The organism is Alkalicoccobacillus plakortidis (assembly GCF_023703085.1).
GTDB lineage: Bacteria > Bacillota > Bacilli > Bacillales > Bacillaceae_D > Alkalicoccobacillus > Alkalicoccobacillus plakortidis.
In genome coordinates, this window is record NZ_JAMQJY010000002.1 from 225,446 (window position 1) to 241,020 (window position 15,575).

Annotated in this window: 7 protein-coding genes, 17 tRNA genes, 2 rRNA genes and 2 pseudogenes; 5 read left to right on the forward strand and 23 right to left on the reverse strand. The window is 42.9% G+C overall.

Translation table 11 applies throughout. The annotated features are described in order from the left end of the window. Window positions 1-56 precede the first annotated feature (56 nt). The 3 genes and pseudogenes from NDM98_RS15570 to NDM98_RS15580 form a co-directional block, all read right to left on the reverse strand. Window positions 57-677: a flavodoxin family protein gene (locus NDM98_RS15570; protein WP_285804026.1), complete on the reverse strand. Its 621-nt coding sequence runs from the start codon at window positions 675-677 to the stop codon at window positions 57-59. Window positions 678-791: 114 nt separating this feature from the next. Beyond that, a pseudogene (gene ggt, locus NDM98_RS15575) lies at window positions 792-2,340 on the reverse strand (gamma-glutamyltransferase). Window positions 2,341-2,626: 286 nt separating this feature from the next. Then, entirely contained in the window at window positions 2,627-3,016 is a 390-nt protein-coding gene (locus NDM98_RS15580; RefSeq protein ID WP_251609721.1) for a DoxX family protein, read from the reverse strand. A gap of 359 nt (window positions 3,017-3,375) precedes the next feature. Here NDM98_RS15580 and NDM98_RS15585 point away from each other — a divergent pair, with 359 nt between their 5' ends. The 4 genes and pseudogenes from NDM98_RS15585 to NDM98_RS15600 all read left to right on the forward strand — a co-directional run bounded on the left by NDM98_RS15585 (window position 3,376) and on the right by NDM98_RS15600 (window position 8,546). After that, on the forward strand, window positions 3,376-6,252 hold the full coding sequence (locus NDM98_RS15585) for a 5'-nucleotidase C-terminal domain-containing protein (protein ID WP_251609723.1): 2,877 nt from the start codon (window positions 3,376-3,378) through the stop codon (window positions 6,250-6,252). Between the two features lie 167 nt (window positions 6,253-6,419). After that, a pseudogene (locus NDM98_RS15590) lies at window positions 6,420-6,955 on the forward strand (glycerol-3-phosphate acyltransferase). Next, window positions 6,955-8,043 (forward strand): GNAT family N-acetyltransferase, encoded by a 1,089-nt coding sequence (locus NDM98_RS15595; protein ID WP_251609725.1) that lies wholly within the window; start codon window positions 6,955-6,957, stop codon window positions 8,041-8,043. The pseudogene NDM98_RS15590 and the gene NDM98_RS15595 overlap by 1 nt, the downstream one beginning before the upstream one ends. 83 nt (window positions 8,044-8,126) lie before the next feature. Further along, complete coding sequence (locus NDM98_RS15600) at window positions 8,127-8,546, forward strand: hypothetical protein (protein ID WP_251609727.1); 420 nt, start codon at window positions 8,127-8,129, stop codon at window positions 8,544-8,546. A gap of 50 nt (window positions 8,547-8,596) precedes the next feature. On the opposite strand, the gene NDM98_RS15605 is transcribed toward NDM98_RS15600, so the two are convergent. Beyond that, a complete protein-coding gene (locus tag NDM98_RS15605; RefSeq protein WP_251609729.1) occupies window positions 8,597-9,274 on the reverse strand; it encodes an alpha/beta fold hydrolase in 678 nt (225 codons plus the stop codon). Window positions 9,275-9,508: 234 nt separating this feature from the next. Here NDM98_RS15605 and NDM98_RS15610 point away from each other — a divergent pair, with 234 nt between their 5' ends. Next, entirely contained in the window at window positions 9,509-9,721 is a 213-nt protein-coding gene (locus NDM98_RS15610) for a hypothetical protein (protein WP_251609731.1), read from the forward strand. A gap of 717 nt (window positions 9,722-10,438) precedes the next feature. On the opposite strand, the gene NDM98_RS15615 is transcribed toward NDM98_RS15610, so the two are convergent. From NDM98_RS15615 to NDM98_RS15705, 19 genes are all read right to left on the reverse strand, one after another. After that, window positions 10,439-10,519: transfer RNA gene (locus NDM98_RS15615), tRNA-Leu, on the reverse strand. A 6-nt stretch (window positions 10,520-10,525) separates the two neighbouring features. Then, a tRNA-Arg gene (locus tag NDM98_RS15620) sits at window positions 10,526-10,602 on the reverse strand. A gap of 14 nt (window positions 10,603-10,616) precedes the next feature. Next, window positions 10,617-10,702, reverse strand: a tRNA-Leu gene (locus NDM98_RS15625). Between the two features lie 22 nt (window positions 10,703-10,724). Then, a tRNA-Cys gene (locus NDM98_RS15630) sits at window positions 10,725-10,795 on the reverse strand. A gap of 14 nt (window positions 10,796-10,809) precedes the next feature. Beyond that, window positions 10,810-10,881 (reverse strand) — tRNA-Gly (locus tag NDM98_RS15635). 6 nt (window positions 10,882-10,887) lie between these two features. Next, window positions 10,888-10,962: transfer RNA gene (locus NDM98_RS15640), tRNA-Gln, on the reverse strand. Between the two features lie 5 nt (window positions 10,963-10,967). Then, window positions 10,968-11,040, reverse strand: a tRNA-His gene (locus tag NDM98_RS15645). 29 nt (window positions 11,041-11,069) lie between these two features. After that, window positions 11,070-11,143: transfer RNA gene (locus NDM98_RS15650), tRNA-Trp, on the reverse strand. A 3-nt stretch (window positions 11,144-11,146) separates the two neighbouring features. Then, window positions 11,147-11,231: transfer RNA gene (locus NDM98_RS15655), tRNA-Tyr, on the reverse strand. A gap of 68 nt (window positions 11,232-11,299) precedes the next feature. After that, a tRNA-Thr gene (locus NDM98_RS15660) sits at window positions 11,300-11,375 on the reverse strand. A 3-nt stretch (window positions 11,376-11,378) separates the two neighbouring features. Further along, window positions 11,379-11,454, reverse strand: a tRNA-Phe gene (locus tag NDM98_RS15665). A 20-nt stretch (window positions 11,455-11,474) separates the two neighbouring features. After that, window positions 11,475-11,551 (reverse strand) — tRNA-Asp (locus NDM98_RS15670). Between the two features lie 8 nt (window positions 11,552-11,559). Next, a tRNA-Met gene (locus tag NDM98_RS15675) sits at window positions 11,560-11,633 on the reverse strand. A gap of 35 nt (window positions 11,634-11,668) precedes the next feature. Continuing rightward, window positions 11,669-11,744, reverse strand: a tRNA-Val gene (locus NDM98_RS15680). A gap of 25 nt (window positions 11,745-11,769) precedes the next feature. Beyond that, window positions 11,770-11,844 (reverse strand) — tRNA-Glu (locus NDM98_RS15685). 25 nt (window positions 11,845-11,869) lie between these two features. Further along, window positions 11,870-11,964, reverse strand: a tRNA-Ser gene (locus NDM98_RS15690). 4 nt (window positions 11,965-11,968) lie between these two features. Further along, window positions 11,969-12,043: transfer RNA gene (locus NDM98_RS15695), tRNA-Asn, on the reverse strand. Between the two features lie 9 nt (window positions 12,044-12,052). Beyond that, a 5S ribosomal RNA gene (rrf, locus tag NDM98_RS15700) occupies window positions 12,053-12,168 on the reverse strand. Between the two features lie 234 nt (window positions 12,169-12,402). Further along, window positions 12,403-15,335 (reverse strand): 23S ribosomal RNA (locus tag NDM98_RS15705). Window positions 15,336-15,575: the final 240 nt, after the last annotated feature.

Genomic DNA, 15,575 nt, shown 5'->3' on the forward strand with positions numbered 1-15,575 from the left:
CTATATGAAGAGCCGAACCAGAAAATGGTTCGGCTTTTTTTTAGTGCCTCTACTGGTTAATCTTCTTCAAGTACTGGTATTTCATTTTGCTGATGCAGCTTGGCAAAATAAAGCAAGTGATGGACCATCTTTTTCACTTGTGTCATCGTGAACTCATGCTTATGTCCTTCTGCTTCAATAAATGAAGGTCCAGGACCAGCTTCTCCTAGCCAATAGGTTGCAGTCTCTGGAGGCATGGTAAAGCCAATATGAGATAGACCAAACACCACAGAGGCGATTGCATGTTTTGCACCATCCTCGTTGCCTGTTACAACCACACCACCAACTTTATTATAGAAAAAAGGTTGCCCCTTTTCATTTGTCATACCATTGCTGCCATATAAGCGTTCCATCACCTTAGTAGCAATACTAGATTTCTCTCCGATCCAAAGTGGCGTTCCAATGACAACAATGTCAGCCGCTTTTAGTTTTTCGATAATTTGTGGCCACTCATCACCTTCACCCGCATCGTCAACAATTCCATAAGCAACGTTATAATCAGCGACACGAATACTTTCTGTCGTGACATCGTGCTGCTCAAGACGAGATGATACCTCATTCATCAACGCTTCGGTATTTGATTGACCTTCTGAGCTCTTTTTTAGAGAGCAATTTAAAAATAGTGCATGAATAGACATATACATTTCTCCTTTATGTTAGCTACTCTTTCTATTACCTTTTAAAAAGTTGCTAAAACCATAAAAAAAGACAGGGAAATTGTTTCCTCCCTGTCTTTAATAAAGCTTGCCTATTTACCAGGCTGCTACTTCACCGTCTGTTCGATGCTCAGTTCCACCTGCTAACACACCTGTTTTTGGATCGCGCCAAATGATTTGACCTCGTCCGAATCCACCTTCATCCACGGCGATTTCTATTTGATGTCCCTTAGCTACTAGTGCTCTTGTAATCTCAATTGGGAAACTAGCCTCAACCTGTACCTTTTTCCCGTTTGTCCAAAGCCACCTTGGAGCATCAAGAGCTGCTTGAGGATTCAAACCAAAATCAATCGTGTTCATGATTACCTGTACATGGCCCTGAGGCTGCATGAATCCACCCATTACTCCAAATGGACCTACTGCTTCATTTCCTTTTGTCAAAAATCCCGGAATAATTGTATGATAGGTTCTGCGTCCTGGCTTCAGATAGTTGTGATGCTTTTCATCTAGTGAGAAATTATGACCTCTGTTCTGCATCGCAATGCCAGTACCAGGAACAACTATGCCAGAGCCAAAGCCCATATAGTTACTTTGGATAAAAGATACCATATTTCCATCCCCATCAGCTGCGGCCAAATAAACCGTCCCCCCAGAAGGTGGTGTTCCTGGCTCAGGTGTAATCGCTTCTTCCCCAATTAATGCTCGTCTCTCTGCAGCATATTCATCAGAAAGCAACACATCCTTAGAAACCTTCATTTCTCTTGAATCCGTGATAAAAGCCATACCGTCCACAAATGCTAGCTTCATAGCTTCAATTTGTTTGTGATAGGTATCAACAGAATCTTTCCCTTGAAAATCAAAACCTTTAAGGATATTTAATGCTTCAAGCGCAATTAAACCCTGCCCATTAGGTGGAATTTCCCACACATCGTAGCCTTTATATTCAGATTTTATTGGCTCAACCCATTCAGGCTTATATGCAGCCAGATCTTCTTTTGTTAGATGGCCTTTGTGTTCAGCAAAAAAAGCATCAATTTCATCAGCAATTTCACCTGTATAAAAAGCCTCTGCGTTTGTTTCAGCAATTAAGCGTAATGTTTTGGCGTGACCTGGTGATTTCCAAATCTCTCCTTCTTTTGGTGCTTGCCCATTTGGTGTAAAGGTCTCAAACCAATGCTTAAACTCATCGCCAGTAAGTTTTGTACGGAAGCTTTTTGCTGCCTTTGCCCAATACTTAGCAAGAGTTGGTGAAACCGGATATCCATTCTCTGCATAATCAATAGCTGGTTTTAAGACTTCTTTTAAAGAAAGCTTGCCAAACTTATCTGAAAGCTCTGCCCATCCACGTGGTGTTCCTGGAACTGTAACTGGCAGTACGCCATACGTTGGAAGTTCATCTGTATAACCCGCTTTTTTTACGGCCTCTGGAGTTAATCCCATTGGCGCCTGTCCACTTGCATTTAAACCATGCAACTTACCATCAGTCCATACTAAGGCAAACGCATCTGAACCAATTCCGTTAGAGGTCGGTTCTACTACGGTTAAACATGCAGCCGTTGCAATAGCGGCGTCAATTGCATTTCCACCAAGCTTTTAAAATATCTAGCCCAGCTTGTGCAGCCAAGGGCTGAGAGGTTGCCACCATTCCTTTTTTTCCATACACGACATTTCGTTTTGATGCATAAGGATACGCTAAATCTGTCACTGTCTTCACTCCAATAGATTAATTGTTTCTAACATATGTATGATTAAAGTATAGAGGGTTCAATCGAATTTGTCCAAATTGCGAAACAGTTCTAACAAAATGAAAGAGCTAGTGAAGAAAATAAAAACGAATAAAAACGACGACCAATCTCATATTAGGATTGATCGTCGTTCTTCTCAAGATATGTTGTAACAACAGAGGTATCTCCAAATCTCTTCATCCAAATCTAAAAATTCTTCATTGCTCCGGGAAGAATTCGATTAACTGCTAATAAACGACTGCTGCTAAGAGCAAGAAGTAATGAGCAAACAAGTAAAACAAGATCTAATTCAAATCCACCTAGAAATCCTGAGTCTAGTTTCACTTGGATAATAGCTGTAGCCATAATGATAGCGAAAATGATGCTGACTAATCGAGTAAATAATCCAATAATTAAAGCGAGTCCTCCAAGTATTTCAGCAAATGTAACTAGATAAGCAAGAAATCCAGGAAAGCCCATCCCCTCGAACATACCTACTGTTTGTTCAATACCACCATTAAACTTGTCTAATCCGTGAACCAGGAACGTAATTCCCAACACAATCCGTAACAAAAGTAATCCAATTTCAGTTTTCATTTTTTAACAATTCCTTTCTAACAATAATATCTGCTAGTTTCCTATAGCTGTTTAGAAAATAAAAGTACGCACCTTTATGTAACATAGTTTCTTTTTTATACTAATTGATTTATAAGCCTTCGGATACACAGTCAGAAATCTTTACATTATTTTTATAGATTCTTTGTAGAAATTACTCATTTTTTTGATACCATTTAGATAGAGACAGTTAGTTAATCTACTTGTCTACTATAATAAAAACCAATGGAGGTAGTTTATGGATAGCTTGTTAACTTGGCGATCGTCGAAGGTTCTTTCGGTTTTCGCAGCATTGTTTTTGATCTTCTCATTCACTAATCAAGCCCAAGCAAATGAGGAGCTTGGATCTTACCATTTTACATACAAACGATATTCATGCAACGTTTGATGAGTATGCAAAAGTATCTGCTTATGTAAAGCAACAACGCGAGGCATCCGATCATTTCCTATATCTTGATGCCGGAGATGCAGTAAGTGGAAACCCAGTAGTTGACCTAAATAAAGGGAAACCAATTTATGAAGTATTTAATTTAGCTGGTGTGGATGCTTTTACCATCGGAAACCACGAGTTTGATTTTGGCCAAGAAGCATTTTCAGAAAATATGGCACTATCTGAATTTCCGTGGTTAGCTGCAAATATGGATGTTGGTGATACAGATGTAGAGCAAACAAAGCCATATGAGATATTTGACGTTAATGGACTTTCAGTGGCCATTTTCTCAATCACTCAAGCACCACCTGCAACAGCTCCAGCAAATACTGTTGGCCTAGAGTTTGACGGAAATTATGCAGAAGTTGCAAAGAGCTATCAAACTGAACTAGAAGAGCAAGCAGATGTAATTGTTGCTTTGACTCACGTTGGATTTGATTATGACAGACGACTAGCTGAACAAGTTGATTACTTTGATGTAATTATTGGCGGACATTCACACACAACTCTTAATGCTCCAAATGTGGTCAATGGCACTCCAATCGTTCAGACTGGATCAAACTTGAACAATGTTGGAAAAGTAACACTTACGTATGATCAAGCAACAGATAGTATTACAAATACATCCGGTAGCCTTGTATCCGTTTCTTCGTTAACAGATATTGATGAAGACGTACAAGCTGTGATTGATGGGTACAACGAAGATATGGAAGACCTTCTTGGTGAAGTTGTAGGAACCTCTACTAACGGATTAACTAGAGATGGTCGTTTTAATGGCGATGCTCCTCTTGGAAACTTCTGGACAGATGCAATGCGTGATATGGCAAACAGCGATATTGCCTTTACAAACAACGGTGGAATCCGTGCTAGCATTGATGCTGGTGAAGTGACATTAGGAAATATTTATCAAATTGAGCCTTTTGCCAATGAAGTGATGGTATATGAGATGACAGGTCAAGCAATCAAAGATGTGCTTGCTTACTCCTACTCTCGTGATAACCGAAATGAAATTGATTTACAAGTTTCAGGCTTAAACTACAACATTTTGACTGGACCTACAGGAAGTTATCAAGATGTTACCTTAACAATTAATAATGAACCCCTTAACTTAGATGAAACATATACTGTAGCCGTTGCTAACTACATTGGAACTGGTGGTTCTGGCTATAATTTTGAAGGTACCGTTATTTCAGAAACCGTTGGTCTAATGACGGAAGCAATGAAAAATTATGCATTAAAACTTACAGCTGAGGGCAAGACACTTGATTTTCCTAGAGAAGGCCGCATTAAGCTTTCTGTTGACCCGACTGCTCCAGTACCAGGTGAGATTATTGGTTCAACTGAAACTGGACTCTTCTCATCTAATAAAAACAGAAACGACGTAGGACTTGGAAATCTATACACTGATTCCATCCGTGCAAAAGCAGGAACAGATATTGGGCTATTAAACGGATCTTCTGTTACTGGTGAAATCCTACCTGGTCCAATTACTGACCAGCAGATTGAATCACTAGACGGGTTTGGCAATGTTATCGTTTCAGTGGAAGCAACAGGTTCTAGAATCAAAGATGTTATTCTAGAACAAGCAAAATACCGTCGTGGCGTTGACGTTCAAGTTTCAGGAATTGAATATAATTTAATTACTGGTGACAATGGTGCCATAACAGATGTTGAGATTTCACTTGAAAATGGTGAGACATTTGACCCTAGTGCAACCTATACAGTTGCGTATAATGACTACATGCACGGAGCCAATTTTTATAATTTAAATTCAGATACGATTGAGTCCGACTTAGGACCTGTTTGGACCTCTATAGTGGACTATGTCACAGCTCAAGAGGCACCAATTAATCATGAAGAAGGAAGCCGTATTACAATTGATGGTGAAGGCTCTGGAGAAGATCCAACTGGTTCAAAATCAGTTGCAGATGCACTTGCCAATAATAGTGGAACAGCTAAAGTAAAAGGCTATATCGTAGGTTCAATAGTCAATTCATCACCTGTAATTGGTGAAGGCACACACGCTCCTTCTAACCTATTACTTGCTGACTCAGCGGACGAGACAGATCGTTCAAAAATGCTACCAGTTCAACTTGTAAATGGAACAGCTGTCCGTAACGGATTAAACCTGCCTTCACACCCTGAAAACCTTGGCAAATTAATCACAGTTACAGGTTCACTTGAAGCATACTTCTCTACACCAGGAATGAGAGCTCCGACTACCTTCACATTTGAACAGGAAGAAGAGGAACCAGAAATTCCTGAAGAGCCTGAAGTACCAGAAGAACCTGAAGCGCCAATTTGCGAATTTGAAGCATGGGATGCTGCTAAAACGTATGTAGCAGGAGACAAAATTGCGCACGAAGGTAATTTCTACGAGGCACAATGGTGGACTCAAAACCAAAATCCTAATGACCACTCTGGTAACTGGGACGTTTGGCAAAAAGTTGCCGACTGCTACGAAGTACCTGAAGGACCACAAGAATGGAACGAGAAAACGATCTACGACACTGGAGATCAAGTGACAGTAGACGGTCAAGTTTATGAAGCCAAGTGGTGGACGCAAGGTCAAAATCCACAAAACAACTCAGGAACATGGGAAGTCTGGAAAAAGATCAATGAATCTGAACCAGAAGGACCACAAGAGTGGGATACATCAGCTATCTACACAGCCGGTGACCGCGCACTACTTGACGACAAATTATATGAAGCCAAATGGTGGAGCCAAGGCCAGAGCCCTAAGGATAACTCTGGTGAGTGGGACGTTTGGAAGGAAATAAAGGAATAACGAAAGATGAAAGCCAGTACGTACCTATATTGTGGGTGCGTGCTGGTTTTTTTATATGTGGGGGATGAATTTACCAAATTTCATTACTTTCTATTAGTAACTCCTATATACTAAGATCGTAATACTTTTATGTAAAAGGAGAACTTATGTTATTTTTTTATATAATTATGTGCTATTTCATTGGTAATCTCTTGATCGGTCTTTTTATTAGTAATTATAAACATTTGAATGTAAGAGAAAGTGGTTCAGGAAATCCCGGAGCTCGTAATATGGCAAGGGTTGCTGGAAAAGAGCTGCTATCTTCACATTTTTTGGCGATGCTTTAAAAGGTACACTATCTGTGTTTTTAGGTTACTGGTTTTTCTCTAATTTATCTCTTAGTTTGATAGGACTCTTTGCAGTTGTACTGGGTCACATCTATCCTATCATTTTCCGTTTTAAGGGTGGCAAAGGTATCTCTACGTTTATTGGTGGCATCCTTTTTATTGAACCCTTATCTGCAATCATGATTCTAGCTATGTTCTCCTTGTTTTATTTGATAAAACAAAGCTTCACACTTGCTGGATTATTCTCTTTATGGAGTCTTCCGTTTTTTCTTTATTTCTTTAATGGACTATCTTTAATAGAGCTGATTACACTTTGTCTGATTCTCTTTTTAATCACCTGTGCCCATCTTAAGGATTTAAAAAAGGAGCTAAGATAATGAGTTATATTTTCAAACAAGCTACTCTTAATCACGAATATAAACAAATACATAAGCTAAACTACGAAACGTTTGTGGAAGAAATTCCTCAACATGAAGCGAATGATCATTTTGAATTAATTGATACATATCATAACAATAATACCTATTTACTTGCTTTAAAAGATGGAGACTTAGTAGGCATGCTTGCTATTAATGAAAATCGTCCGTTCTCACTCGACAAGAAAATCGGTCCTGTTGAGCACTGCCTTCCTTGCCCCGCAGAGTATATATGTGAAATACGTTTACTTTCTGTTAAGAAAAAATATCGTAATGGTCGAGTCTTTTTTGGGTTAGCTCAATTACTCGCTCAATATTGCCTTACCCATCAATATGATACAGGCATAATTTCGGGAACCATTCATCAGTTGAAATTATATAAGCAGATTGGTTTTACTCCTTTTGCTAATCTAGTAGGAACTGAGGAAGCACAGTATCAGCCAATGTATATGACTCGAGATAGTTTTTTAGCTTCTGCCGTTGGACGATTTGCAAAGCCTACTATTAGCTTTCTACCTGGTCCTGTTCAAAATCAATCTGAACTAAATGAAGCGATTTCTCGTCCTACTGTGTCTCATAGACATCCTTCTTTCCTAAAAAGGTTCTCAAAAGCAAAGAAGGCGCTATCTGAGCTTACTAGATCTAAATACACGCAAATCTTATTAGGAACTGGAACTTTAGCCAATGACGTGATTGCTGCACAATTAAAAATCCTTGATGGTAAGGGTCTCATTTTAATAAATGGGGAATTCGGAGAAAGGTTGGTTAATCATGCTACAAGAGCTGGACTCCATTTCAAAACCATTCATCAAAAATATGGTGAACCGTTTTGCTATAGTAAGTTAAAAGAAGATATTTCAGAATTTGATTGGATATGGGCTGTGCATACAGAAACGTCTACAGGAATGATTAATGACATGGACTCATTAAAGATCCTTGCTCAACACCACAGTGCTAAGCTTTGCCTAGACTGTATTAGCTCAATTGGAGCTATTCCATTAAACTTAGAGGATATCTATTTCGCTGCTGGACAAGTGGAAAAGCATTAGGTTCACTTTCTGGTCTTTCCTTTGTTTTTCATAATCATCAGGCTAAGCCTAATCAAAAAATACCTTCTTATTTAGATTTAGGAATGTACGATCAGCATTCTACTCCATTCTCACATTCTTCATCTCTAATCGAAGGCCTGCTACATGTTTTAGAAGTACCAAGTCATATAAGAGAGAATAAGCTACTAACTAATTATAATGAGTTAATCAGGTGCGCAAAACAAAACCAATTAGATGTCCTTTGTCCAGATTCAAGTCGCTCCTCTTTTATCATTACGATTCCATTTCCTGAATCTGCAAATTCTTTTCATATTGGCTTATGCATGGAGAACCATGGATACTTGATTCATTATGCAAGTGATTATTTACAAAAAAATAATTGGATTCAACTCTCCACTCTGAACATTCATAATGTCTCTTGCATAGAGCCAATGATGGACTACCTTAAGAAATTTATTGATTATGAAATAAAGTGGTCAGATACAGTTACTACAAATACCTGAAAGAAAACTAAAAAGCCACATTCAAAGTGGCTTTTTTTATGTTCTATAAATTAATTGGTCTGTTCATCAATTGAGTTAGCCTGTATCCATTCCTCAAGCATCTCATTAAATGAAGCAGGTTCAGCAAGCGAAAAACCATGCTTCACATTAGGTATAACCTCTATCCTCGCATCAGGAACAGCTCGTTTAAGCTTCTCTACGGACCTTTTCAGAAGCTTCTCCTCTTTCTCTCCTATCGTTATCAACATTTCACCTGTGAAACGTTCTAACCCCTCAGGTAAATCAAATTCTAAATTCTCTTTCATAACTAGCCGAAGTTCAACATTTGTTACCCTTTTTGCTCCCTCGTAATATCTCTCAAAGTATTGCTCGCCAATATAAAGCTCCTTCGCTTGTTTCATCGAAAATGATCTACTTTTAGGAAGGATATTAAAAATGGGCAAAAGCGGAACAACCATTTTTTGAAGAATTGGTTTTGGATCAACTAAGCCACTATTAACCATTACATGACTAAATGACTCCGGCTCACTCGCACACATCTCAACAGAAATTTGTGCCCCCATAGAAAACCCAACAAGAATCACCTGCTTACCTTCTGTCTTGTGCTTAAGCAGCTCTTGAAGAAACGTATCCGCCCAGTATCGTATTAATTGTTGCTCGCTAAACTGATAGGTTGGAACAATACAATAATAAGACTGCTTAAAATACTCAACCTGCTTATCCCACATCCAAGCCCCCTACTCCAAGCTCCATGTATAAACATCAAAATTGGTTTCGAAGGATCTCCGTAATATGTATAGCTCATGCTCCACCTCTTGATTAAGTTAATACTTAAATTATATCCTACCAACAGTTCGGATCGTGGTATAATTTTGAAAATAAATATTTGATTGAGGTGCAGGATGAGAAGAATGTTTCCCTGCTTTATCTTGACTCTTTTTTTATGCGGCTGCAATTTAGACATGACAACTTTTAACTCAGACAACCAACACGAAACAGACTATCAGCCATACCTCAACATAAATGATACGACATATATCTCTCTGTACTCGAATGATGAATCAGTTTTTACAAAAGATCTATTAATTGCTGAGGTCTTAAGGAACGTACCTATCGAGGTAAATACGGATGACGATTTTAGTTCGAATTATCTAGAGGAAGGAACTGATATCTAATCTGTAAAAGAAAGCCTAAACGTGTATCTTGTGGAGAATGCGACTAATGACCAGATTAGTATTTACCATACGTCAGAAGATATGGAGAGGGTGGAAGAGTTTTTAGGTGTTGAAGGGGATGAATAGCCTGTACTCAGTGGAAAAGCTCATAAAGACTTTCAGAAGATGTTAAAGACAATATTCATATGAAAGTTAGTGGAACTTAAAGAAAGGATGTAGTTTTGTCTTGCTAAACATGGCTTTTATCTTGTTAATTGTTTAAAATCTCTTGGTCACCAGCAGAGGATTTTAGTAAATATTGATTCGGTCTGACTAATTCCTGAATACCTCTTAATCACTCCTGCTTCCTATTGCTAATGCAACTAGTAATCGTGATGTAACATAAATCATTCTTGATAAGAGTCTACTTCAACTAAAAATCTCAGATGAATTTTGATTTAATTTAATAGGACAACCCCATTTATGGAGAAACTAAAAATAAGAACCAAAAATCCATATAGAGAGGAGCAAACTTCATGAAGTTCTACATTAAAAAGGAGGATGGTAATACCAACCGTACAAAAGAAACAATAGTCGAAATCCCAGCGCATTTCATAATCGCCTTAGCAGCAGCTGCTACAAGTGTTGTGTCTTTAATAGTTAATCTTTAAAGTAGAATATTTAAATATCAAAAAAACGTTTCTCACTTAGTGAGAAACGTTTCATTTTATCCTATAATACCGGTGGCCGGGGTCGAACCGGCACTCCAGAGGAACACGATTTTGAGTCGTGCGCGTCTGCCAATTCCGCCACACCGGCAAATAATGGCGCGCCCGAGAGGAGTCGAACCTCTAACCGCTTGATTCGTAGTCAAGTACTCTATCCAGTTGAGCTACGGGCGCAAATATGAAGATGATGCCGAGGGCCGGACTTGAACCGGCACGGTAATCACTTACCGCAGGATTTTAAGTCCTGTGTGTCTGCCCATTCCACCACCCCGGCAGGCAGAAAAAATTATAACAAAAGGCGGTACCCGGATTTGAACCGGGGATAAGGGTTTTGCAGACCCGTGCCTTACCACTTGGCTATACCGCCGTAAAAAGAAGAAAAGCGGAAGACGAGATTCGAACTCGCGACCCCCACCTTGGCAAGGTGATGTTCTACCACTGAACTACTTCCGCAAATAATGGTTGGGCTACCTGGGATCGAACCAGGGAATGACGGAATCAAAATCCGTTGCCTTACCGCTTGGCTATAGCCCAAAAAGGGCGACTGATGGGAATTGAACCCACGAATGCCGGAATCACAATCCGGTGCGTTAACCACTTCGCCACAATCGCCATATTTTTTATATCGTTTAAATTTTAATTGGCAGGGGCAGTAGGAATTGAACCCACACCGGAGGTTTTGGAGACCTCTGTTCTACCTTTAAACTATGCCCCTAAATGGTGGAGGGGGGCAGATTCGAACTGCCGAACCCGTAGGGAGCGGATTTACAGTCCGCCGCGTTTAGCCACTTCGCTACCCCTCCAAAGCTAAAGCAATAACAATGATACACAAATTCATTCCGTTAGTCAACAGCCACTTGATAAAGAATAGTGGTGCCGGCCAGAGGACTTGAACCCCCAACCTACTGATTACAAGTCAGTTGCTCTACCAATTGAGCTAGGCCGGCAAATGGTGGCTCAGGACAGAATCGAACTGCCGACACACGGATTTTCAGTCCGTTGCTCTACCAACTGAGCTACTAAGCCACATTTGTTATAAAAATAAATGGCGGTCTGGACGGGACTCGAACCCGCGACCTCCTGCGTGACAGGCAGGCATTCTAACCAACTGAACTACCAGACCAATGGTAATTGCGGGGGGAGGATTTGAACCTCCGACCTTCGGGTTATGAGCCCGACGAGCTACCAGACTGCTCCACCCCGCGTCGTTATATAGTCACTAAATGATTCTTTTTAAAAATGGTGGAGGATGACGGGCTCGAACCGCCGACCCTCTGCTTGTAAGGCAGATGCTCTCCAAGCTGAGCTAATCCTCCTGGGTAATAGTTATGTATGAAATATTGGTGACCCGTACGGGAATCGAACCCGTGATACCGCCGTGAAAGGGCGGTGTCTTAACCGCTTGACCAACGGGCCACATTTATTATATTAAGAGATTAGCTGGCGGAGAGCGAGGGATTCGAACCCTCGAGACGGTTCTACACCGCCTACACGATTTCCAATCGTGCTCCTTCGGCCAAACTCGGACAGCTCTCCAAAATGGCTCCACAGGTAGGACTCGAACCTACGACCGATCGGTTAACAGCCGATTGCTCTACCACTGAGCTACTGTGGAATAATATCAGCCCGGCAACGTTCTACTCTCGCAGGGGGAAGCCCCCAACTACCATTGACGCAGAAGAGCTTAACGGCCGTGTTCGGCATGGGAACGGGTGTGACCTCTTCGCTATTGCTACCGGACTATGCTGGACGGCCAATCATCGGCGCGCTTCTTCGTCCACTTCGTCTTGTCACTCTGTCACGTATGAAGATACGCTCCTTCGTTCCAATCCTTGTGTCCTCGAATCACTTGATGCTTGTTGTCCATCTTGAGAAAAGATTCTCTCAAAACCAAATCGTGCCCACAGGAGGAGGAACTCACCGAAGTGACTTCTTCTTCCTGTTTCTATGCTACTCACACTGTCTTTCACCATGTTGGATAAGTCCTCGACCGATTAGTATCTGTCCGCTCCACGTGTTGCCACGCTTCCACTCCAGACCTATCAACCTCATCATCTCTAAGGGGTCTTACTGGCTTACGCCATGGGAAATCTCATCTTGAGGGGGGCTTCATGCTTAGATGCTTTCAGCACTTATCCCGTCCACACGTAGCTACCCAGCGATGCTCCTGGCGGAACAACTGGTACACCAGCGGTGTGTCCATCCCGGTCCTCTCGTACTAAGGACAGCTCCTCTCAAATTTCCTGCGCCCGCGACGGATAGGGACCGAACTGTCTCACGACGTTCTGAACCCAGCTCGCGTGCCGCTTTAATGGGCGAACAGCCCAACCCTTGGGACCTACTTCAGCCCCAGGATGCGACGAGCCGACATCGAGGTGCCAAACCTCCCCGTCGATATGGACTCTTGGGGGAGATAAGCCTGTTATCCCCAGGGTAGCTTTTATCCGTTGAGCGACGGCCCTTCCATTCGGCACCGCCGGATCACTAAGCCCGACTTTCGTCCCTGCTCGACTTGTAGGTCTCGCAGTCAAGCTCCCTTATGCCTTTGCACTCTTCGAATGATTTCCAACCATTCTGAGGGAACCTTTGGGCGCCTCCGTTACTGTTTAGGAGGCGACCGCCCCAGTCAAACTGCCCACCTGACAATGTCCCTGACCCGGATCACGGGTCGAGGTTAGAATGTCAGCACCGTCAGGGTAGTATCCCACCAATGCCTCCACCGAAGCTGGCGCTCCGGTTTCAAAGGCTCCTACCTATCCTGTACAAACGATACCAACATCCACTATCAGGCTACAGTAAAGCTCCATGGGGTCTTTCCGTCCTGTCGCGGGTAACCTGCATCTTCACAGGTACTATAATTTCACCGGGTCTCTCGTTGAGACAGTATCCAAATCGTTACACCATTCGTGCGGGTCGGAACTTACCCGACAAGGAATTTCGCTACCTTAGGACCGTTATAGTTACGGCCGCCGTTTACTGGGGCTTCAATTCAGAGCTTCTCCCGAAGGATAACCCCTCCTCTTAACCTTCAGCACCGGGCAGGTGTCAGCCCCTATACTTCGCCTTGCGGCTTCGCAGAGACCTGTGTTTTTGCTAAACAGTCGCTTGGATCTTTTCACTGCGGCTCTCTCGGGCTTGCACCCTAATAGAGCACCCCTTCTCCCGAAGTTACGGGGTCATTTTGCCGAGTTCCTTAACGAGAGTTCTCCCGCGCGTCTTAGAATTCTCTTCTCGCCTACCTGTGTCGGTTTGCGGTACGGGCACCTTCCACCTCGCTAGAGGCTTTTCTAGGCAGCGGAGGATCAGGGACTTCGGTACTAAATTTCCCTCGCTATCACTGCTCAGCCGAACGGAAAGCGGATTTGCCTACTTTCCAGCCTAACAGCTTAGACGCGCATATCCATCAGCGCGCTCACCCTACCTTTCTGCGTCCCCCCATTACTCAAACGGTGGAGAGGTGGTACAGGAATATCAACCTGTTGTCCATCGCCTACGCTTTTCAGCCTCGGCTTAGGTCCCGACTGACCCTGAGCGGACGAGCCTTCCTCAGGAAACCTTGGGCTTTCGACGGAGGGGATTCTCACCCCTCTTTTCGCTACTCATACCGGCATTCTCACTTCCAAGCACTCCACTAGTCCTCACGATCTAGCTTCGCTGTCCTTGGAACGCTCCCCTACCACGAACACCTAAGGTGTTCATCCATAGCTTCGGTGATACGTTTAGCCCCGTTACATTTTCGGCGCAGAGTCACTCGACCAGTGAGCTATTACGCACTCTTTAAATGGTGGCTGCTTCTAAGCCAACATCCTGGTTGTCTGGGCAACTCCACATCCTTTGCCACTTAACGTATACTTTGGGACCTTAGCTGATGGTCTGGGCTGTTTCCCTCTTGACTACGGATCTTAGCACTCGCAGTCTGACTCCCGAGGATAAGTACTTGGCATTCGGAGTTTGACTGAATTCGGTAATCCTGTGGGGACCCCTCGTCCAATCAGTGCTCTACCTCCAAGACTCTTCCCTCGAGGCTAGCCCTAAAGCTATTTCGGGGAGAACCAGCTATTTCCGAGTTCGATTGGCATTTCACCCCTACCCACACCTCATCCCCGCATTTTTCAACATGCGTGGGTTCGGGCCTCCATTCAGTGTTACCTGAACTTCACCCTGGACATGGGTAGATCACTCGGTTTCGGGTCTACGACGGCGTACTCAAATCGCCCTATTCAGACTCGCTTTCGCTACGGCTCCGCCTCATCAGCTTAACCTTGCACGACATCGTAACTCGCCGGTTCATTCTACAAAAGGCACGCCATCACCCGTTAATGGGCTCTGACTAGTTGTAGGCACACGGTTTCAGGATCTCTTTCACTCCCCTTCCGGGGTGCTTTTCACCTTTCCCTCACGGTACTGGTTCACTATCGGTCACTAGGTAGTATTTAGCCTTGGGAGATGGTCCTCCCGGATTCCGACGGGGTTTCACGTGTCCCGCCGTACTCAGGATACACTCCGGAGGAAACGAAGTTTCGGCTACGGGGTTGTTACCCTCTTTGACGCATCTTTCCAGATGCTTCACCTACTCCGTTTCTTTATGACTCCAATGGAATGTCCTACAACCCCTGAAGGCAAGCCTTCAGGTTTGGGCTCTTTCCGTTTCGCTCGCCGCTACTCAGGAAATCGATTTTTCTTTCTCTTCCTCCGGGTACTTAGATGTTTCAGTTCCCCGGGTCTGCCTCCTCGTATCCTATGTATTCAGATACGGGTACCATTCGATTAAAAATGGTGGGTTCCCCCATTCGGATATCCTCGGATCAAAGCTCACTTACAGCTCCCCGAGGCGTTTCGCCGTTCGTCGCGTCCTTCTTCGGCTCCTAGTGCCAAGGCATTCACCGTGCGCCCTTTCTAACTTAACCAATTTGATTTCAGGTCATCTGACGATGCCATTCATCAAGTATGGTGTATATAAAGACTCGCTCACATCTATAGAGATGATTGCGTTGTGTGTGTGTTTTGCATTGCACGATTTAGTTTTCAAAGAACCATACCGACAGGATGTGGGTACCAGGCGTTGCCACAGGACGTGGCGAACTTAGCGTGGATCCTTGCATTCCTAACGGTCTATAAAGAATGAACGAAGTTCATTCAAAACCGAA

Bases quoted from the DNA above. Each gene is read 5' to 3' on its own strand.
- NDM98_RS15570 (WP_285804026.1), bottom strand. From the start codon at position 677: ATGTCTATTCATGCACTATTTTTAAATTGCTCTCTAAAAAAGAGCTCA.
- NDM98_RS15580 (WP_251609721.1), bottom strand. From the start codon at position 3,016: ATGAAAACTGAAATTGGATTACTTTTGTTACGGATTGTGTTGGGAATT.
- NDM98_RS15595 (WP_251609725.1), top strand. From the start codon at position 6,955: ATGAGTTATATTTTCAAACAAGCTACTCTTAATCACGAATATAAACAA.
- NDM98_RS15600 (WP_251609727.1), top strand. From the start codon at position 8,127: ATGTACGATCAGCATTCTACTCCATTCTCACATTCTTCATCTCTAATC.
- NDM98_RS15605 (WP_251609729.1), bottom strand. From the start codon at position 9,274: ATGTGGGATAAGCAGGTTGAGTATTTTAAGCAGTCTTATTATTGTATT.
- NDM98_RS15610 (WP_251609731.1), top strand. From the start codon at position 9,509: ATGACAACTTTTAACTCAGACAACCAACACGAAACAGACTATCAGCCA.